Consider the following 16,690-nt stretch of genomic DNA (forward strand, 5'->3'; position numbering starts at 1 on the left):
CAATTCCCGCCCATTCTTTACAACCTGGAGGCTCTGGCAGTGAGGACAATCCATGGCTCTGGAGTAGTTGCACTGCAACCATTTTACCCATCACCGTCTAACAGACCAGTGCCCTACCCCCCGGTCAGCTAGATTTTGCTTAATAAGTTTGCTGGCCGCAGCTTTGTTAATTGTAACAGCATGTGTAGGCAGGCCCCCTTCAACAACGTGGAGCTACAACCAGTTTGTTCAAGCTGTCGAGCAGAGTCAGGTAGAGGCTGTTAATTTAGATTCAGGGCGGTCTCAGGCGATCGCCCACACAAAAGATGGAGAAACTGTCTTAGTCGAGTTACCTAATGATCCAGACCTGGTGAACTTGCTCGATCAACAGGGCGTTACTATTACAGTCGCCCCTCAATCAACCCAGTTTGATCCGCTAGCCATAGCCTTTCCGGTGGCAATTGGATTTTTTGCCTTGCTCGGCTTTCTATTTTGGCTCTGGGTTTTAATTGACTGTGCTACCCACGAATCTAGTGACGGTAATACTAAGATTGTCTGGGTTTTAATTATCTTGTTTGCCAATGGAATAGGGGCGCTCATTTATTTTTTCTTTAGGCGTCCCCAGCGCCGCCGAAAATTAGGACAATGAGGTTGATGGTTGCCTCGCTTGAGGCTGAGGCGATCGCTCACAAACCACCAACCACACTGCTCAGGAGGCTCTATGGCAGATATTCCTCACATTGTGAATATGGACGAATTGGCTTGGCAAGATGCACACTATTCTGAACACTATACTGGCTGGTCAAAACGGCTCACGCCCTCAATGGATAGTCGCCATGGGCACATTGGAGTTGTCGTTGAGCGGCTAAAGCCCAAAAGTCTCTCCTGCCAATACCACTACCACGTCCATGAAGATGAATTTTGCCTCATCCTCAAGGGCAAAGCCAAGCTGCGCTATGGTGATACCACTGTCGAAGTTAAGGAGGGCGACGCTATTTCTTTTCCCCGAGGGGAGCGGGTGGCCCACCAGTTTTATAACCATACCGACGAGGTGGTCGATATTTTAATGGTGGGAGAGAACTTGCCCTATGAGGCTTGTTATTACCCCGATTCTGACAAGTGGCTGTCTCGATCAATTAGGGGCGTGGGCAAGTTTGAAGCCACCGATTACTGGGCCGACGATCCTGACATCCCGATCATGAAGCGCGATCCCTGATCTTCTAAATCGCCTTGAATTGAGCATGGTGCCCATGGATCGATCGGTTTCAGTGCTTGACCATCGGCAGCCCAACCCAGCGGCAGAACTGCTGCCCCGTCCAGCGGTATTGACTAGCTCTGGCTGGAACGGCCTGCACCTGGAGCTGTACCAGCAGCCGAGGTTTTCTACCGCAAAGCATCAACATACTACGCACCCGATCGCCCTAGGCTTCCCCGACTCATCGGGCCAAATGCCCAAGGGGTATCGCTGGCTAGACGGCTAGCGCCACCGAGAAGATCGCCCAGCGGGCGGCATTGCAATGATTCCGGCTGGCGTCACCCATCGCTGTAGCTGGGATAGTGCGGCGCAGTTTATGGCGCTGGAGCCAGATCTGCTGCAACAGATGGGGCAGGATTGGGTGCAGGCCGATCGCATTGAACTGAGGCCCCAGTTTATGGAATCTGACGATGGGTTGATTGCCACAGTGCTATCGACCCTAAAAACTGAGGCCGAACTGGGGGGCTAGGCAACCCGCTGCTGGTGGATAGCCTGAAGACGACCCTGGTCATTCACCTGCTGCACTACCCGGCCCCGGCTGGCTAGCGTTGGTGGGGGGCTTTCTCAGGCGCGGCGAGAGCAGTTAAGGCCTATGTGAACGCCCATCTGCACCAGGAGTTAATACTAGTGGAACTAGCCGCGATCGCTCACCTCAGCCCGCCACCATGCTGATGCGCTGAGTTCGGTGACCTAATTTGAAAGCATGGAATCGTTCAGTGTGATGGCAGTAACTGTAGGGATAGTCCTCGGTATCATCGACAGCCCCAAGGATTGGGTTAATCAGTTGAGAATTAGCATCAAACCGCTCCTAGTCTAGAGCTTGCGGATCTGACGAAGCGTCAAGGACAGGTTTGTAGTACTCATACTACATTTCAATGCTACAAGTTTTTTGTTGATCAAATCATTGAGTTGGGGGTGTCATCCACTGCACCAGCTGAATCACCACCCCGTTAGGGTCGCTTACCTGAAAGAACCGCTCGCCCCAGTCTTCTGTCTCGATCGGGGTAGTAATCGTCACCCCTTCGGCTTGTAGCCGGACGTATTGGCGATCAATGTCGTCTACGACAAAAACAACCAGCAGCCCATCGGCCCGATGCCCGAGCATAGAGACTGGCTTGAAGGTGGTTAGCTCGGTGTGCAAAAAGATTAGGTTAAATCCAGCATCGGGCCGCGAGAGCGATACAAAGCCATCGGCTGACATGTCTTCTTTAAATCCAAAATGGTCTTTTACAAAGGCCGCCGATGCGGCCACATCGTCGACGTTGAGCGAAATTGCTGAAGCTGTAATTTCCATAAATTCTCCTTAAATCGGTTAATGTTAAGCACCGGACTAAAGGGCGATCGCAGCACCCTCGTAAGCTGATGCTTGGGGCAAGTGCTGCACAATATCAACCCCAATGCCGTTGGGGTCAACGACAACAAAATGGCGATCGCCCCAGGGTTCATCCCGCAGTTCTACCTCAATCGGTACCCCCATTGCCGCAATGCGCTGATACTCGGCACTTGCATCGTCCACATCTATCGTTATCCACATCCCTTGGCCCGAAAAGGGTGGCCGAAAAATGGGGGCTTGGGCTTCAAGATTGGGCAACATAAACCCCAGTTCGCTTTGCCCTAGGCGCAGCAAAACAAACCAGTCACTGTCATAAATCACCTCACAATCAAACAGCCGCCGATAGAATTCTTTCGATTCTTCAACTTTTTCAGTAATGATGCCAGACCACAGTTTCATGGACAGATCTCCTGATACTGATTAAACGAAGGTCCTAGTGTAGGTCATAGCCAATTTAAGAGTCTTGTAAAAAAGCGACATACCCTAATGAAGTAAGTTGATTGTCATCCTGGTTTAGTTGACGGTTCACTTTATTGCCCAAAGACCAAATCGCTTCTTACCAAAAATTGCTCCCCAAAAGTGATCGCTATTCCTTCACCGTCTAGAGAGGATGTGCCTGTGTTTTCTCTACGAGCATGAATGTGCAGGTGGGGTTCGCTGGTGTTGCCTGAGTTGCCAATTTTGGCGATCGCCTGCCCGGCCTGGATGTTGTCACCGTCTTGCACGACTAGACTTCCCTTTTGAAGGTGCGCCAACACAACATCAGCTCCCTGACACTGCACCAGAATATAGTTACCTGCCAGATGTTTGCGATCGCTCTCCGGCGGCATTAAATCAGGAAAGGTGTCAACCGCCTCGCTTACCGTACCATTGCAGGGGCTATAGAGCGTGTCTTCAAAAATGGTATAGCTGGTAAGTGAGGCTGTGTATAGTGAAGTAGCTCGTGTGCCCAAGCGATTTAGCTTTGTAATATCTAACGCATATTTCTGAGTAGCATCGACATTGTGATGATTGAGCACCGGACTGTTGCCACCGTGGGCGATATAATAGACTCCATTTCTTAATGGAAAGGACAGTTCAACAGATTCGCCACTGAAAGAATAACCGCCAGGAACGTAGGTTGCCAAAGGTGCCAACACAAAAAGTGCAATAAAACTACTAACGCCTAAAGACAAATAACTGCTAATTTTTTGAGCGGGGTAAATAGGCAAAGACTTTGCTTGCATGAGCGACTTAAAATAAGGCTATTATCAATGCGATCGCTAGAAGATAGCGCAGCGGATATCCAAAGATATCCCATCGTCCACTGAGAAATATATGAACTCCGTAAAATAGCACAATCAACACATTAATCAGCCATTCAAGCTTGCTCTTTCCTGCTCCTCGCCATAACCAAACCAAAAAAATAACAGGAATCACCAAATGGGTGATGATCGCTGTTGCGAAGGCTAGAATCATGACGCAATCTCCGCCAAGGATAATTTCTGTAGAGCTTGCTTGGGAAACGGATCTTGTAAAGGAGCCTTATGCGCTTGAAGAAATTGGTTTGGCGATATCCCTGCTAAGCGCTTAAAGTCGTGGCTCATGTGGCTTTGATCAAAATAATTGAGTTCGGCCGCAATGTAGGACAGCGAAAACTTGCTTGAAGAGGTAATTAGTCTAGCCGTGTGCTGAAAGCGAACGATCTTGGCAAACGTTTTAGCCGGTACCCCGACGGTCTCTAGAAAAACCCGCTCAAATTGACGATGACTTTGTCCAAATACCTCTGCTGCTTCCCTAATGGGCACCGCACCGTGGGCTGCTTCAATCAAACGAATGGACTGATCAATCGGTTGCAGACTGGGCGACAGCTGGGCCACATGGGCCTCTAAAACTCGATTGAAATATTGCACAATATTGCCCATCAGCACCGCCTCAGTGAACCGCTCCAGCGAAAACTTGAGTAGCCCCTGAGTGACCTCATAGGTATTGGTCAACTCATAAGCACTGGCTTGAATAAAATGACGACTCTGCCCCGGTTTAAAGCGGATACCAAAATAGTGACACTGCTGATCTAAGGGAATATCTACCCTGGCCGTTGTGGTGCCGTGGACCCAGCTACTGATCGATGTGCGGTCAACTCTAAAGGCTATATCTATGGATCCGTCAGGCACTGCTACATAGGCCGGGCTAGAGTTATTTAGACATAGCCAGTAATGGTTAACCACCTCCCGCAGCGCTGGCGACGGCGGAGCAATCATCTCTCGTGCATTAAAAGCCATAGCTGATCAGTAAAAAGGGTGACTAAACAATGCTCAATAGTTCAATTTAGGTAAATTCATCCCTATCGGCTGTCAAATTTTTGTGCTGCCGTCAAAGTCCTGCGATCAATTTTTCCGGTCTCTGCGCAAAAATAATTCAGTGCAGTTGCTTGCTTGGAGTTTCAACCAAAGCTGAAATCACTAGCGCGCTAAAGGCGACCAGATGACAGAAAAATCGGGCTAGGTGTGAATATTCCCACTGGCGGCGAATCTGCTCCCAGTTAGCGGGTACAGCGTCTGGGGTGGCCGCGCGAAAGACAGTATTGACAGGTTCGATAAACACAAAGAACAGAATGGGAAAGGCCAGCAGCATGAAGCCTACGGCGGTCAGCGTCCAAGGCAAGGCCGGTCGGCGATGGGGAACCAGGATTGCCAGAGCGATCGCAGATACCGGAGCCGCCAACTCAATCAATGCCCCTATGTGAGGTGGGCCAAACGCTACATACAGGCTGTTTTGCAGCGTCACATAAAGGTCGGCGGGGTACCGCATTTTGGCGGGCAGCTCTAGGGCGTGGCAAAATGCCATGCCGGTTACCAGAGCCGACAGCAGCAGGGTAATAAAACGCCAAATTTTTAACCTCATAGTGAACTCTCTTTAACGAAAAGTCAGTACCCCTTGAGGCGTAATGCTTCAATCATCTCGGCCATGCTCTGCTCAATTGACCGATCTGCGGTGTCAATCACAATTGGGGCTGGCTGCCACGGCTCATAGGTCCGACAGAGCACATCCTGCCATGTCGGGAGCTTTAAACCAGCAATGTCGGTCGTTCTAGATTCGATTCGGGCCTGGTGCTCCTTGGCATCTGAGCAAACGATCTCGATTTCCACAAACGGGCTGTCGGCCAAACCGGCAGTTTCGCGCCAGGCCCTCCGCGTGATGTCTAAAGGATTGACGGAGTCTGCCACCACCGCTACCCCCAGGCACAGGTTATCCAACGCTACGCCGTAAGCCACCCCGTAGCCCTTAGGGCCCATATCGTCGATGCCAACCTGCCGCATCGACTGCTCAATCGTATCGATGCGCAGGTAAACCGCCCCACGCTGACCCGCCAACCTAGACGATAAGGACGATTTTCCGGTTCCTGGAAGACCTGCAAATATATAGAGCATGACGCCTCCTAACGGTGATCAGCCCGATGCAATCTGCGGCTAAAAGCAACCTTCACTGATCGCTGAGCTACGCGGCAGGAACCCGAAGTATGAAAGCCAAGCAACGGTGCTCATCGGGTGCGTCATTCCAAAGGGTGACGCACCCGACAACCTGTTTGGGCAACCGCTACTGACGATGGTAGTTGGCTGTCATAAACTGCTGCCACTGGCCGTCATCTCTTAGGAAAAAGGAGGTCAGTACCCGGTGATCAGGGCTCTTGAATTCGATCACGTCTTTGTACTGACCCATTTTGCCCTCGCCAGTCATGGCTGGGCCTTCAGAGTGCAGGGTGAGCACCTGTTCAGCGGCGTCGAGGTCGCCGTCGTAGACCCAGAGGTGAGCCATCATCGACCCCACCCAGGTGCCGACAAAACGCTGTTTTTGAGGGTTATAGCCGAGGGTCATCATGGTGGTGGCCACAGTGTCACACATTTCGCCCTGGCCTTCGGCGACTACCCAGAGATCGCCCAGAGATTTCACGCTTTCTGTCCCTGTGGATGTTTCCATGGCTGATCTGGCTCTGCTATACCTTCAACGGCATAGGTCCACTCCCCAACCAATTTTTGAAGCCACTGGTGTGCTTTTGTGGGCTGTTCTACTGCGGATTGGGGTTGTTGTACGTCAGTTGTAGTGGTCATTAGTTTCTCCTTGAGGTGTTGTCTTTGGGCGTTAATGTCTGCCTGGCATGGCTCAGCAATGCATTTCTCTACCAGGTGAGGTTCGCCAATGATGCGATCAGATCCCCCCTAGTCTTTCGTCGCAAACGATTCACTCTGTCCTCCCCTTTAATAAGGCAGGCAGGGGGGGGCCGATGCATCGTACGAGGATGCAAAATCGACCTGGGCCTATTCGCAGTTGATCATCCAGGGAATGCCAAATTTGTCGACTGCCATACCAAACCGCTGCGCCCAGAAGGTTTTTTCAAGGGGCATTTGAATGGTGCCGCCTTCGGCTAGGGCTTGAAAGATGTGCTCGGCTTTGTCGGGGTCGGGAATTTGCAGGGAAACCGAGAAGCCTTTGGGCGCATCGTACTGACCAGGGGGGCAGTCAGATCCCATGATTGCCCAGTCGCCAAAGGTCAGCTGGGTGTGCATGATTTTGTTGGCAAACTCGGGGGGCACTTCGGCCTCGGCGGGGGAACCGGCGAAGGTCATCATGTCACCTAGCTCTCCACCTAAGACCTGGCGGTAAAACTTGAAAGCAGCTTCGCACTGACCATCGAACATCAGGTAAGGGTTAACTTGCATAAATGGTCTCCTTGAATGAATGACATCTCTGGCTCTACCCATTAGTCGAACGCCGGGACGCAAAATCGACAGGGCGACCAACATTTACCCCAAATAACGTATTGCCCTGGTAGCTATCGATAAGTTGTCGATGCATTAGTTCATGCGTGGGTTGGCGTAGCCCGCTAGAGGAGCGTGTGGCTTTTTCACTAATTAACGACTTGTTTAGGAGGCATAATGAATTATTCTGTCTACCACATTGATCTTCCCGAGCATCCCGAGGCCGTTGTTTTTGTAAGCGGGTTTATTGCCCGCGATCGCCCTGGCTTTTTCTGGCTCTGGAAAAGCCTGCTGTGGATTCGAACCGTTACGGCACAGGCAGAAGGCTGTGTACAAGTTAAAGCAGGTATTTGTGGTTTGAATGAAGTTGTCATGGTCAGCTACTGGAGTTCAGGCAGCAGCTTGAAAGGCTTTTTCAGAGGCGAAGCCCATCGAAAAATGATGCAATTTATTGCCAAAAATCCTCAGAGTTTGTGTTTGTACAATGAGACCTACAGCCCTTTGAAGAGCGGCAAGTACATTAATGAGCCACAAGGAATAGCGATTATGTATAGGCATTTTTAGTAGTCTGCTCTAGTAGCCTGCCAAAATCCTTAAAACAGACTGTGGTGGGGTAAAGCCTTGCTAATCGGAAACAGGCACTGGCGGCTGAGAATTGCCAGTTAACGGTAGCCCGTTAGGCGTTGCGGCCCTCTTCCTAGGCAAAACCGTCTTGCTTCAGGACACCAATGGAGGGAATGCGGCAATTCCAACACTGCCGGGAGAGCATGGAGTATTTCATTTCGACGATGCGGAGGCAATAGCCATGTTTGGGCGTGTAGTGAAATGTGCTCAGTTAACAGTCCGTCGAGTTTCCTGCAGTGAGAATATCTGATACAGGGCTGCTGAAGTATGGTTGCTGAGATGGTCGAAGACAACTTGAATGTCAGTTTGAATGTCAGTAGCGTCGAAGAACAAAACATCGACGAGATGCGGTTCGATGCTCAATGCCTTTGAGGTACCACCAGCCCTCCAAGGGTTTAAAAAAGCTAAAGAGGTTGCAAGCACCTTCACCTGTGTATTCGTAGTTATAGTGTTCCGAGGCACTGTCAGGTTCAGCGGAGATGGGTGCGGTCTCAGCAATCGGCTGCATAGATCGTTCATCAAAAAAAGTAGGGTTAACGGTACAAGTAAAGGACTGACCATACCCATAGTTTTCGCTCACTCATAGCACCGATTTGATATCTCACCCAAAGTTTGTCCAGATTTAACAAGGCCTATGTATTTTAATTAGTTTTTGCCTTGTGCAGTTTACACTGAGTGCTACTCAAAGGCTTGACTAAGGATATAGGGTAGTACTAGAGAGGTAATGATGCGTTGTAGTGGTGAATAAAACTCCACAACAAGCCAATGTGATTACGCAGGCTCTTGGAAAAGGCCAAGCTGCGCCTCACAAAGCGCGACATCCGTTGCCTGAGGGTATTGTCGAACCGCTCAATGTAACTCGTCTTACCGCTCGACTTGCTCACAACTCGGTGGCGCTTGCGGGGTAGCACCTGTTGGTAAGCCTCCCAAGCGTCGGTATAGATGACAGCACACTGTCTATAGACCCTAGGCAAGGACTCCCAGAGTCGTTGTGCACTTTGGGTAGAGCAGTTACCGACGTGAGCGCCGATAATTTCACGAGTATCGGCATCAAATGCTAACCAAACCCACTGTTTGTTGACCACAAGGGCAACAAACGACCAGAGTTCGTCACATTGCACGCTCAACTGGCTTTTTTTTGAGCCGGACTGTGGCTTGAGCGGGCGTCTGGGCAGCTTTGCACGTGACATAGTCTTGCAGCCATTGCTCGGAAACCTGAACCGCCCGAGCCATTCCAGTTATCGAGATACGCTCCAGCAAGAGTCGGTCGATGAGTTCTCGAGCCGGGGTGTCGATTAGCTTGTTAGTGGGTTTTCGACGATTGACGACCACAACTGCGGCACAGGTACCGTTTCTTGCCCGTATGAATATGGCCATTTTTGACCGTGCGTTCGGAGGTGCAATCCGGGCAGGGAGGCATAGGCATTGGAAAACTATTCCTGCTAGCGTTTATGCTCAGGATTTTTGAAGTCTGTCTTACAACCTGCATCCCAAACGTCAGGTTGGTTCCCGTGAGGAGGAATACCTCCATTATCTTTGAGTAGTCTGGCTATATGCATACAGTTCCAAGCTAAAAAGGTGGTATTGCGATTGGTAAATTCGTTCTCCGGCCCTCCAGACCCTGGGTCTAAATAGGAAGGACCAGGGCCCACTTCGCCTAGCCAGCCTGCATCCGCTTGTGGAGGGATCGTATAGCCAATATGCGATAGGGAAAACAAAATATTCATAGCGCAATGTTTAACACCATCTTCATTCCCGGTAATGAGGGTTGCTCCAACCTTCCCATAATCTCTGTACTGACCTTTCTCATTCAAAAGATGAGTATATCCATACATCCGCTCTAAAACTCGATTACAAACAGAACTTTTTTCACCCAGCCATACTGAAGTACATAGCACTAAGATGTCAGTTGAATCAATTTCTTTCTGGATCTGGGGCCATTCATCTGCCTGCCACTCATTAGTTTGTGACATATCCAACCCTAGCCCAGCTGCTATCTCATAATCTACAGGTCGAATGACTTGAGTGGTTACCCCATTGGCCTCGAAAATAGCTTTGGCAATATTGATAACCCCTTGTGTATGGGATAACACTGGCGTTCTATTGAGTGTGCAGTTTAAAAAGAGAGCCTTTAAATCACTATACTGTGCAGGGGCATTTTGGCACTGACGATCCGTGATTTTTTTGAGCTGTTGTGACATGGCTTCGGCTCCTATATAAGACAATATTTTAGTGGGAGGACTACATTCTGACTTTTACAAATTATTACGCTGCGCTGCTGGTTTCATGGTTGACATAAATTTTGATGTCAAAAGCCTTTAACTCAACAATCTCGCTGCCACGAAAGCGCCAGATATCGCAGTACGAGTAATGAGCCACTTTCCCATCTTTGTTCTTCATTATGATGTCGCCGAGTGCCGTGACAAAATCATCCTCAGCGATTAAGTTGGCGACCAAAAACTTTGGCGGTTCTATGTATGTCGCTGCCATCCGTTGGCGAACGGATTCCTTCCCTTGAAGGGTCTTGTCGCCTACAAATGTCCATTGCATGTTGCCGGTGCAGAAAGACAAAAATTCTTCATAGTTGCCCTGAGCGATCGCCGCGTTTGCCGCTTCTAAGGTTGCTTTATTGTTCTCTGACATCTGAGTCTCTCCTCTATTCAAAGCAAAAAAGTGGTGTGAGTTGTTATGCTGTTGCCCCTCACTGGTTTACTTCTAGGGACCGGTAAACGGCTTACATTGAATCGCCTTCACATTTCGCAGATAGTTCAACTCTGGCTCGAAGTTAGTTGGACAGAAGACATAAACATTGTCCTGCAACCGGCTGATGACCAAATGGTAGCTGGGTGGAATCCCTTCAGCACTTTCGATCACTTCGATTCTGGGAATCACTTGTGGACTGACTTGAGCCAGGGATGGAAAATTGAACAGTAGGAGTACGCCGAACAGAATTGCGATTGTGGTTGTGATTTTGGTTGAAAGAATCTTTCGGTTCATTAGAAATCTTCTGTGGCTTGTGGTTGTGTAATGTTCTGTTATTTCCAGGGAAGCGGCAATCGATAGGGGTTTTCGTGCATATCCAGGACTTCCCAGGTGGTTGGATTGACTCGCCCTGTAACTGGGATTCTGTAACGTTCTTGGAGATCGCGTACCGCAGACGCTGTGACCGGACCAAAGATGCCATCGGCGATCGCACCACTTGGATTGCCTAATCTCACGCCTGCGGCTCCTAAAAAGCCATTGTCAAGAAGAATACGCTGTAACAGTTCCACGTTTCTACCGCGATCTCCTTGGCGCAAGGTGGGTAAGGTTAAATCAGTGTAGGCAGTTGCGATCAGAACGGGTGATGTTTGCTGTGAAGAAATGCTGTGTGCGATCGCTGGATGAGTGAATGAACCTCCGAGCAATCCTGTTGCGATCGTTAGTACTCCGAAAATGAGTTGAGGTTTCATGATTGTCCTCCTGATGGGGATTGGTTTTATTTCGCATCAATCTGCGTCGGAGTGATTACTCCACTCGCTTTGAGACCTGCAACGAGGTCGGTCACTTGACGTTGAGCCTCTGCACTCAGGGAGTCAAAGTCGTCTAAGAAGAATTGACGTTCTAGCGTTAACTTCCGGGCATTGAGCAGCCCTTCAATCTGCCAACCTTCGTCGCATTTCATCACGACGAATAGCTGCATCGAATCTCGTGACAGTGAAGTTTTGGGTTGTCCGGGCAGCATTACCCTGACAGCTCCGTTAATGAGAGCAAGTTGAGGATTCAGGAAGTGGACGAAATTCACCTCACCCTCTAGGCGTGTTTCTTTGACAACCGTGTCGAAAGCTTGCTGATTAAACGCAGCGATCGCTTTTCGACCCTTGAGATGGGTTCCCTCGAACGCGATGAAATCGGCAGTTTCGCTGAACGGAGCAGCGAAGTCTTCACCGCTGCCTCGATTCCAAGCATCAATCATCTGGTGATGGAAAGCACGAATTGCGGACTCGTCAGCAGGACTGGTGAGTTGATTTTGAGTTGTTTGTGAATTCATAAGCGCCTCGTTTTGGGATTTCTTATCTAATTGTTTTGGCAGTTTAGGAACACAACAGCACGAAGATGCACTGCTGCGTTCGATCGCTATGAGCTTACTGGAGCAGCAAGCGTTGCCGGCTAACTCCGTTTGTTTGATCTGAAGTATAGACAGTACCAATGCTTGATTGCTTTCAGATTCCTACGATGATTGGTCAAATTCTGATCGGTTAGTGCCCTTGTTTCGGGGATAAGCGATGTCTGTTGTTCATCTCAACCATCAGCTAGTCGCGCCCTGCCGCAATCATCTTTTCTGCCAAGCCGACCGGGTTGGAAAACATCACCTCATGACTACCGGACATTTGCACGAACCGAAATAGTCCCAAGCGGCTAGACATTCTGGGATGCCAACCCCAATCGCCTTGAGGAAGGACGTTGTCTTCGGTACAGTAGAGGTAGCTTTTGGGGATGGGCAGCGAGTAAAACTGCTTCAGGTCTAACTTGTCAAGCCACGGTTGATACGGTTCAGGCGATAATTGTGCGTAACTCGATCAAGCCAGTTCGATGTCAGCGTCGTTGATAAACGCTTCTCGCCAAATCTCAAAAGGTAGCATCACCGTATGATCGCCCGATTGTCTCGCTAGCTGATCGGATAACGCTTGAGAGTGCGGTGGGGTGTTATCGTTGATGCTTTCTGCACCAATTCCCGGACATCCGCCTCACTCGATGCATCTAATTTCACAAACAAGCATTCCGAACATGGAACTTTATGCGTTCAAAGCTTTTTCAATACGACGATCGGGAATGAGCCACAGGACTGTAACCAGAACGTATAATGCACATGCAAGCCCAGGGATTACAAAAGCAAGTGGAATTGCAACTGCATAAATCAATACCGATAACTTGCCTTTAAAGTTCCGACCAAGAGCGTTTGCAAGTGTGGAATCTTGACCGTGGTGAAAAACAAGTGTGCGGGTCAGAGTGAAGTAGGCGATCGCAGCCAACAATAGAACCACACCATAAAGCGCCACAGGCAACGCAGCAAAGTGATTTTCACCCATCCATGCGGTGACAAAGGGAAATAATGATAACCAGAACAACAAATGTAGGTTTGCCCACAAAGTTGAACCATTCACTTGTCGGACTGCCTGAAACAGGTGATGGTGATTGTTCCAGTAAATACCAACAAGCACGAAACTCAACACATAGCTTAGAAAGATTGGAATCAACGGACGTAGTGCAGCTAAATCTGACTCATGAGGTATTTTTAACTCCAGTACCATAATGGTGATAATAATAGCAATTACCCCATCACTGAATGCTTCCAACCGACCTTTAACCATTTTTGGATATGCTCCTTGTTTGCTTACCGCGTTGTATGACTGCCGTTTGTAAAAATAGTGTCCGGTTATCCACTATCCATTCAGTCTCTCTAAGTGGCAACAGATTGCCTCAAACTTTGTACCAAGGTCGCTAGTCCATCCGCTTCAGCAATTTGTAATTTGTTAGCCTTACACGGTTGGGGAACGCTCCAGGGCTACTCGCTCCCAATGTCCTAAGTTGGCTGCTGCCTCATCGGTGCTTTGGAGAAAAGCAAGGAGGCTTGCAATTACACAAGCGGAGCAAGTTCAGAATCTGTGAATTTTGGCGGTTAAAGACTGTCAGAGGTCAGCAACATCATGACATCTGCATGAGCTAACACGACATCGGGGTGGCGTTGAAGCGCCGTATGATACTTCATGGCAAACTTATCGCCCGATTCATCGGGGCTGAGCAGTGTACGAATGTCACTGTCAATCGCTTCAATTGCCTCTGATGTAACAGGTTGACCTACATGAAGCAACTCATCAATTTGGATAATCAATTCTGAGAGTCGATGCAACCAGGCAAACTGCTCATGGCTAATCACCAGTTGTAGCAATTCACCTCTAGAAACTTGCCTTCGAACTTGCTCATAGGTAAAACGCTCAGTATCTAGTAAAAGCTTGTGCAGATGCAGTAGCTTGATTCGTAACTCACTCAAGCGGTGATGTTGACTAATCCGATATTGAAATGTGTTAAGCATCAATCCGTCCCATCCTTCCTTCTTGGTAATCGTTGATCGCTTGAATAATTTCAGCTTCAGTGTTCATGACAAATGGACCGTAGCGCACGACTGGTTCGTTAAGGGGTACACCTGCAATCAGCAGAAGATTTAGAGGACGCTGAGTATCAGCAGGGTTGGAGATCACCACATCTTCTCCATCTTGAGAAAAGAGCACCATCTGCCCATTATCACCAGGCACTGGCTCTGTCCCAAACAACCCAGACCCCTCCAGTACATAGACGAAGGCGTTGTACTGGAGGGGTACAGGCTGGATTATCGTTGCCCCTGGTTGCAGTGTGAAGTGGAGGTAGGTTATCGGCGTGCGCGTCTGAATTACGGCTTTTGCTCCTAACGCTTCTCCCGCAATTACCCGCACCGTCACAGACATATCTTCGGTTTGAGCTACCGGAATGTGAGCCGCTGGAATTTCCTGATAGCGGGGCGGCATCATTTTGTCTCGTTGTGGCAGATTGACCCATAGTTGAATGCCATGGAGCCGTCCACCAGTTTGGGTAAACCTTAACTCCGGCATCTCGGAATGCCCGACCCCGGCACCTGCTGTCATCCACTGGACATCACCCGGATTTAGTCGCCCGGCGTGTCCCGCAGAATCTTTGTGTTCTAACCGTCCATCCAAGACATAGCTGACGGTTTCAAAGCCCCGGTGCGGATGATCGGGTGCACTTTTTGCTTGACCCGGCTTTAGATTAATCGGACCCAACTCGTCGAGGAGGAGAAACGGGTCAAATTCAGAGAAGCTACTTTTCGGAAAGGGCCGACGTACAAGAAATTCAGCCCCTTCAAGTGTTTCAACGCTGTTGATTACTCCGGCAACGGTTCGAGGCGTTTAAGTGGGGACAGTCATAAAATTGCCTCTTCAGAACTAGACAAATATGTGTATCATTTGAGCCTGACTCAACGGGGTGAATCACAGCGTTTTTTCGCAAGCCAGAAATGCAGCAGATCACCGATTATTCCTGCTGAAGAAAGTCCAGCAACAGGGGATTGATCTGATCAGCGTGAGTCCAGTTGATGGCGCGCGGCCCGCCGGGAATGACAACCAGCCTGAGTGTTGATCGCCCAGCGCAGAATGACGAACAGGTAGGGAGCGGCAATCGATCGTTCGCCAGTGAGCCAGTTTCGTCCGTCGAGATAACCGAGGATGGCGACGTTTTCAGTGAGTGAAAAGTGATCGTACTTGCCTCTACTTCGTTATCGACAACGAACTCCCCTTGCTATAATGCGTTCCCACAGCAGCTCAAAAACCGCTTCAACACCATCACTCAAGACTGGCGGCGTCACGAGCGTTAGTCGGCTCTCATTAAGAGTAAAGGTGCGAACTAACGTTGTACCAACGCGATTAGGAATTGATGCAATTTTGATCTGGTGAGTTACTGTGTTGCCACTCAACATATAAGTTCCAGCGTAAGCATTGAATGTTGTAAATGCTTGAGCAAGCTCTTCCACGGGTAAAGATTGCATCTGGGGAGTCAGCGGTGATCTGACCTCCTGACTCAGCGGTGAGCGATCGCTCCTAGAAAACATCACCATCATGTGACCATCTGATGTGTAAGTGATGTAGCCAACCGGATGAGTTCCATACACGTCTGGAGTCACCGTTCCATCAGCGTAAATGGCAGTTGCAGAAATTAACTTCCAAATGCCAATTAGCAGATTGTTCTGGATTGATGGTGTAGACATAATGTGCAACCATTACTTGATGATTCTCCGCTAGAGAGTAGCGGGTTGCAACACAAAATCAAACTCAGTCGTGTAAAACGGCTTACTTTGATTGTGTGCCTTGAGTTCGTCTAGTGCTTCGTGCTTTTGCAATTGAACGATCGCCGATCGCACGGAAAAGGTTGTATCTGAATCCAGGTGAGGATCACCAGCAATAAAAATTTGTGTTGTCAGTGGAGTGTACTCCGGAGCACTGAGTTTGAAATGGATGTGAGCCGGCCGCCAGGGATGCCGTCCCAAGAGTCCTAGCAACTCGCCACATGGACCACTACTTGGCACTTTGTAACCTAGTGGCACGACGGTTTCAAACATATACTTTCCACTCTTGTCCGTTTTGAAACGTCCGCGAAAATTCCCTAACGGCTGAGATGGCTCTTGGCCATCATATAATCCTTTGGAATTGGGTTGCCAAACATCAATCAGAGCATTGGCGATCGGTTGACCGCTCAAATCTAAAACCCTGCCTGAAAGGAAAAGCGAATCTCCTTCTGTATCAATACCCAAGCGATCGCCCATCTGCCGTTCTGGTGCATTCGGCACATACAATGGTCCTTCTAAATTGCTTTCTGTACTGCGATGGGCATCGTGCAGCAATTCTACCAACTCTGAGATCCCTAGTAGATCCGTCAACAAATGGATCTCTCCAGTGGGAATCTCTTGAGTGTGATGACTTGCCTGGTTGAGAAAATTACGTCCCTGTTGCAATTCTGATTCTGTCAGATTCACCTCACGCACAAAGTCATGCAAATGTGGAACCAAGCTCGTGTAAATTTCATAGAGTCGCGGGTGAGATTTGCCGCGATCGCCATGATTAATGACGGCTTGAGTGATGGTGTCAAACGTGATGTTCTGCATGATTTAACTCTTTTTTGTTACGTGATTCATAATGGTCGTTTGACAGCGACCGTTTTTTCACAGGACAGGAATCC

23 protein-coding genes and 4 pseudogenes are annotated in these 16,690 nt (G+C 49.2%); 5 read left to right on the forward strand and 22 right to left on the reverse strand.

The features are described from left to right. Window positions 1–163: 163 nt before the first annotated feature. The 4 genes from H6F57_RS27255 (at window position 164) to H6F57_RS26615 (ending at window position 1,703) form a co-directional block, all read left to right on the forward strand. Window positions 164–628: a PLD nuclease N-terminal domain-containing protein gene (locus tag H6F57_RS27255; RefSeq protein ID WP_199290044.1), complete on the forward strand. Its 465-nt coding sequence runs from the start codon at window positions 164–166 to the stop codon at window positions 626–628. Window positions 629–700: 72 nt separating this feature from the next. Continuing rightward, on the forward strand, window positions 701–1,195 hold the full coding sequence (locus H6F57_RS26605; RefSeq protein ID WP_199290045.1) for a cupin domain-containing protein: 495 nt from the start codon (window positions 701–703) through the stop codon (window positions 1,193–1,195). 25 nt (window positions 1,196–1,220) lie between these two features. After that, entirely contained in the window at window positions 1,221–1,460 is a 240-nt protein-coding gene (locus H6F57_RS26610; RefSeq protein ID WP_190632066.1) for a hypothetical protein, read from the forward strand. Window positions 1,461–1,496: 36 nt separating this feature from the next. Then, window positions 1,497–1,703: a hypothetical protein gene (locus tag H6F57_RS26615; RefSeq protein ID WP_190632068.1), complete on the forward strand. Its 207-nt coding sequence runs from the start codon at window positions 1,497–1,499 to the stop codon at window positions 1,701–1,703. Window positions 1,704–2,135: 432 nt separating this feature from the next. Here the strand turns inward: H6F57_RS26615 and H6F57_RS26620 are convergent, their stop codons facing one another. The 9 genes and pseudogenes from H6F57_RS26620 to H6F57_RS26660 all read right to left on the reverse strand — a co-directional run bounded on the left by H6F57_RS26620 (window position 2,136) and on the right by H6F57_RS26660 (window position 7,264). After that, window positions 2,136–2,528 (reverse strand): VOC family protein, encoded by a 393-nt coding sequence (locus H6F57_RS26620; protein ID WP_190632070.1) that lies wholly within the window; start codon window positions 2,526–2,528, stop codon window positions 2,136–2,138. Window positions 2,529–2,564: 36 nt separating this feature from the next. After that, window positions 2,565–2,966, reverse strand: a complete 402-nt coding sequence (locus H6F57_RS26625) for a VOC family protein (RefSeq protein WP_190632071.1) — start codon at window positions 2,964–2,966, stop codon at window positions 2,565–2,567. Between the two features lie 131 nt (window positions 2,967–3,097). After that, window positions 3,098–3,793 (reverse strand): M23 family metallopeptidase, encoded by a 696-nt coding sequence (locus tag H6F57_RS26630; protein WP_190632073.1) that lies wholly within the window; start codon window positions 3,791–3,793, stop codon window positions 3,098–3,100. Between the two features lie 7 nt (window positions 3,794–3,800). Then, on the reverse strand, window positions 3,801–4,025 hold the full coding sequence (locus H6F57_RS26635) for a hypothetical protein (protein WP_190632075.1): 225 nt from the start codon (window positions 4,023–4,025) through the stop codon (window positions 3,801–3,803). Further along, window positions 4,022–4,828, reverse strand: a complete 807-nt coding sequence (locus H6F57_RS26640) for a helix-turn-helix domain-containing protein (protein WP_190632077.1) — start codon at window positions 4,826–4,828, stop codon at window positions 4,022–4,024. Before H6F57_RS26640 ends, H6F57_RS26635 begins: the two co-directional genes overlap by 4 nt. A 136-nt stretch (window positions 4,829–4,964) precedes the next feature. Continuing rightward, entirely contained in the window at window positions 4,965–5,450 is a 486-nt protein-coding gene (locus H6F57_RS26645) for a DUF1772 domain-containing protein (protein ID WP_190632079.1), read from the reverse strand. Window positions 5,451–5,473: 23 nt separating this feature from the next. Continuing rightward, the gene (locus H6F57_RS26650) at window positions 5,474–5,977 is read right to left on the reverse strand and encodes an AAA family ATPase (RefSeq protein WP_190632080.1); all 504 of its coding nucleotides are present in this window, start codon (window positions 5,975–5,977) and stop codon (window positions 5,474–5,476) included. A 166-nt stretch (window positions 5,978–6,143) separates the two neighbouring features. Next, window positions 6,144–6,655 (reverse strand): annotated as a pseudogene (locus H6F57_RS26655) (DUF1579 domain-containing protein). Window positions 6,656–6,862: 207 nt separating this feature from the next. Continuing rightward, complete coding sequence (locus H6F57_RS26660) at window positions 6,863–7,264, reverse strand: VOC family protein (RefSeq protein WP_190632082.1); 402 nt, start codon at window positions 7,262–7,264, stop codon at window positions 6,863–6,865. A 216-nt stretch (window positions 7,265–7,480) separates the two neighbouring features. Between H6F57_RS26660 and H6F57_RS26665 the strand changes: the two genes are divergently transcribed. Then, complete coding sequence (locus tag H6F57_RS26665) at window positions 7,481–7,867, forward strand: DUF4188 domain-containing protein (protein WP_190632084.1); 387 nt, start codon at window positions 7,481–7,483, stop codon at window positions 7,865–7,867. Between the two features lie 773 nt (window positions 7,868–8,640). Here the strand turns inward: H6F57_RS26665 and H6F57_RS26670 are convergent. From H6F57_RS26670 to H6F57_RS26725, 13 genes and pseudogenes are all read right to left on the reverse strand, one after another. Continuing rightward, window positions 8,641–9,347 (reverse strand): annotated as a pseudogene (locus tag H6F57_RS26670) (IS1 family transposase). Between the two features lie 22 nt (window positions 9,348–9,369). After that, window positions 9,370–10,128 (reverse strand): NAD(P)H-dependent oxidoreductase, encoded by a 759-nt coding sequence (locus H6F57_RS26675; protein ID WP_190632086.1) that lies wholly within the window; start codon window positions 10,126–10,128, stop codon window positions 9,370–9,372. A gap of 64 nt (window positions 10,129–10,192) precedes the next feature. Further along, window positions 10,193–10,570 (reverse strand): nuclear transport factor 2 family protein, encoded by a 378-nt coding sequence (locus tag H6F57_RS26680; protein WP_190632088.1) that lies wholly within the window; start codon window positions 10,568–10,570, stop codon window positions 10,193–10,195. Between the two features lie 72 nt (window positions 10,571–10,642). Beyond that, window positions 10,643–10,924 carry a hypothetical protein gene (locus H6F57_RS26685; protein ID WP_190632089.1) on the reverse strand — a complete coding sequence of 94 codons (282 nt, stop codon included), beginning with the start codon at window positions 10,922–10,924 and terminating at the stop codon, window positions 10,643–10,645. A gap of 38 nt (window positions 10,925–10,962) precedes the next feature. After that, on the reverse strand, window positions 10,963–11,379 hold the full coding sequence (locus H6F57_RS26690; RefSeq protein ID WP_190632090.1) for a peptidoglycan-binding domain-containing protein: 417 nt from the start codon (window positions 11,377–11,379) through the stop codon (window positions 10,963–10,965). Window positions 11,380–11,405: 26 nt separating this feature from the next. After that, window positions 11,406–11,957 carry an SgcJ/EcaC family oxidoreductase gene (locus H6F57_RS26695; RefSeq protein ID WP_190632091.1) on the reverse strand — a complete coding sequence of 184 codons (552 nt, stop codon included), beginning with the start codon at window positions 11,955–11,957 and terminating at the stop codon, window positions 11,406–11,408. A gap of 262 nt (window positions 11,958–12,219) precedes the next feature. Next, window positions 12,220–12,630 (reverse strand): annotated as a pseudogene (locus H6F57_RS28530) (alpha/beta hydrolase); the annotation flags it as partial. Window positions 12,631–12,702: 72 nt separating this feature from the next. After that, on the reverse strand, window positions 12,703–13,278 hold the full coding sequence (locus H6F57_RS26700) for a TMEM175 family protein (RefSeq protein WP_190632092.1): 576 nt from the start codon (window positions 13,276–13,278) through the stop codon (window positions 12,703–12,705). A 308-nt stretch (window positions 13,279–13,586) separates the two neighbouring features. Beyond that, window positions 13,587–14,000, reverse strand: a complete 414-nt coding sequence (locus tag H6F57_RS26705) for a hypothetical protein (RefSeq protein ID WP_190632093.1) — start codon at window positions 13,998–14,000, stop codon at window positions 13,587–13,589. After that, window positions 13,993–14,844 carry a pirin family protein gene (locus H6F57_RS28535; protein WP_190632130.1) on the reverse strand — a complete coding sequence of 284 codons (852 nt, stop codon included), beginning with the start codon at window positions 14,842–14,844 and terminating at the stop codon, window positions 13,993–13,995. The genes H6F57_RS26705 and H6F57_RS28535 overlap by 8 nt, the downstream gene beginning before the upstream one ends. 148 nt (window positions 14,845–14,992) lie before the next feature. After that, a pseudogene (locus H6F57_RS28540) lies at window positions 14,993–15,088 on the reverse strand (alpha/beta hydrolase); the annotation flags it as partial. Window positions 15,089–15,233: 145 nt separating this feature from the next. After that, window positions 15,234–15,722, reverse strand: a complete 489-nt coding sequence (locus H6F57_RS26720; protein WP_190632094.1) for a lipocalin-like domain-containing protein — start codon at window positions 15,720–15,722, stop codon at window positions 15,234–15,236. 30 nt (window positions 15,723–15,752) lie between these two features. After that, a complete protein-coding gene (locus H6F57_RS26725; RefSeq protein WP_190632095.1) occupies window positions 15,753–16,616 on the reverse strand; it encodes a dioxygenase in 864 nt (287 codons plus the stop codon). Window positions 16,617–16,690: the final 74 nt, after the last annotated feature.

The organism is Leptolyngbya sp. FACHB-60 (genome assembly GCF_014695775.1).
In the GTDB taxonomy this organism is placed as follows: Bacteria; Cyanobacteriota; Cyanobacteriia; order Phormidesmidales; family Phormidesmidaceae; genus Nodosilinea.

Excerpts from the sequence above, each read along its gene's own strand:
- H6F57_RS26605 (WP_199290045.1), top strand. The coding sequence starts at position 701 with ATGGCAGATATTCCTCACATTGTGAATATGGACGAATTGGCTTGGCAA.
- H6F57_RS26635 (WP_190632075.1), bottom strand. The coding sequence starts at position 4,025 with ATGATTCTAGCCTTCGCAACAGCGATCATCACCCATTTGGTGATTCCT.
- H6F57_RS26620 (WP_190632070.1), bottom strand. The coding sequence starts at position 2,528 with ATGGAAATTACAGCTTCAGCAATTTCGCTCAACGTCGACGATGTGGCC.
- H6F57_RS26625 (WP_190632071.1), bottom strand. The coding sequence starts at position 2,966 with ATGAAACTGTGGTCTGGCATCATTACTGAAAAAGTTGAAGAATCGAAA.
- H6F57_RS26685 (WP_190632089.1), bottom strand. The coding sequence starts at position 10,924 with ATGAACCGAAAGATTCTTTCAACCAAAATCACAACCACAATCGCAATT.
- H6F57_RS26675 (WP_190632086.1), bottom strand. The coding sequence starts at position 10,128 with ATGTCACAACAGCTCAAAAAAATCACGGATCGTCAGTGCCAAAATGCC.
- H6F57_RS26700 (WP_190632092.1), bottom strand. The coding sequence starts at position 13,278 with ATGGTTAAAGGTCGGTTGGAAGCATTCAGTGATGGGGTAATTGCTATT.
- H6F57_RS26705 (WP_190632093.1), bottom strand. The coding sequence starts at position 14,000 with ATGCTTAACACATTTCAATATCGGATTAGTCAACATCACCGCTTGAGT.
- H6F57_RS26720 (WP_190632094.1), bottom strand. The coding sequence starts at position 15,722 with ATGTCTACACCATCAATCCAGAACAATCTGCTAATTGGCATTTGGAAG.
- H6F57_RS26660 (WP_190632082.1), bottom strand. The coding sequence starts at position 7,264 with ATGCAAGTTAACCCTTACCTGATGTTCGATGGTCAGTGCGAAGCTGCT.
- H6F57_RS26690 (WP_190632090.1), bottom strand. The coding sequence starts at position 11,379 with ATGAAACCTCAACTCATTTTCGGAGTACTAACGATCGCAACAGGATTG.
- H6F57_RS26645 (WP_190632079.1), bottom strand. The coding sequence starts at position 5,450 with ATGAGGTTAAAAATTTGGCGTTTTATTACCCTGCTGCTGTCGGCTCTG.
- H6F57_RS26680 (WP_190632088.1), bottom strand. The coding sequence starts at position 10,570 with ATGTCAGAGAACAATAAAGCAACCTTAGAAGCGGCAAACGCGGCGATC.
- H6F57_RS26640 (WP_190632077.1), bottom strand. The coding sequence starts at position 4,828 with ATGGCTTTTAATGCACGAGAGATGATTGCTCCGCCGTCGCCAGCGCTG.
- H6F57_RS26695 (WP_190632091.1), bottom strand. The coding sequence starts at position 11,957 with ATGAATTCACAAACAACTCAAAATCAACTCACCAGTCCTGCTGACGAG.
- H6F57_RS26665 (WP_190632084.1), top strand. The coding sequence starts at position 7,481 with ATGAATTATTCTGTCTACCACATTGATCTTCCCGAGCATCCCGAGGCC.
- H6F57_RS26615 (WP_190632068.1), top strand. The coding sequence starts at position 1,497 with ATGATTCCGGCTGGCGTCACCCATCGCTGTAGCTGGGATAGTGCGGCG.
- H6F57_RS26650 (WP_190632080.1), bottom strand. The coding sequence starts at position 5,977 with ATGCTCTATATATTTGCAGGTCTTCCAGGAACCGGAAAATCGTCCTTA.
- H6F57_RS26630 (WP_190632073.1), bottom strand. The coding sequence starts at position 3,793 with ATGCAAGCAAAGTCTTTGCCTATTTACCCCGCTCAAAAAATTAGCAGT.
- H6F57_RS26725 (WP_190632095.1), bottom strand. The coding sequence starts at position 16,616 with ATGCAGAACATCACGTTTGACACCATCACTCAAGCCGTCATTAATCAT.
- H6F57_RS26610 (WP_190632066.1), top strand. The coding sequence starts at position 1,221 with ATGGTGCCCATGGATCGATCGGTTTCAGTGCTTGACCATCGGCAGCCC.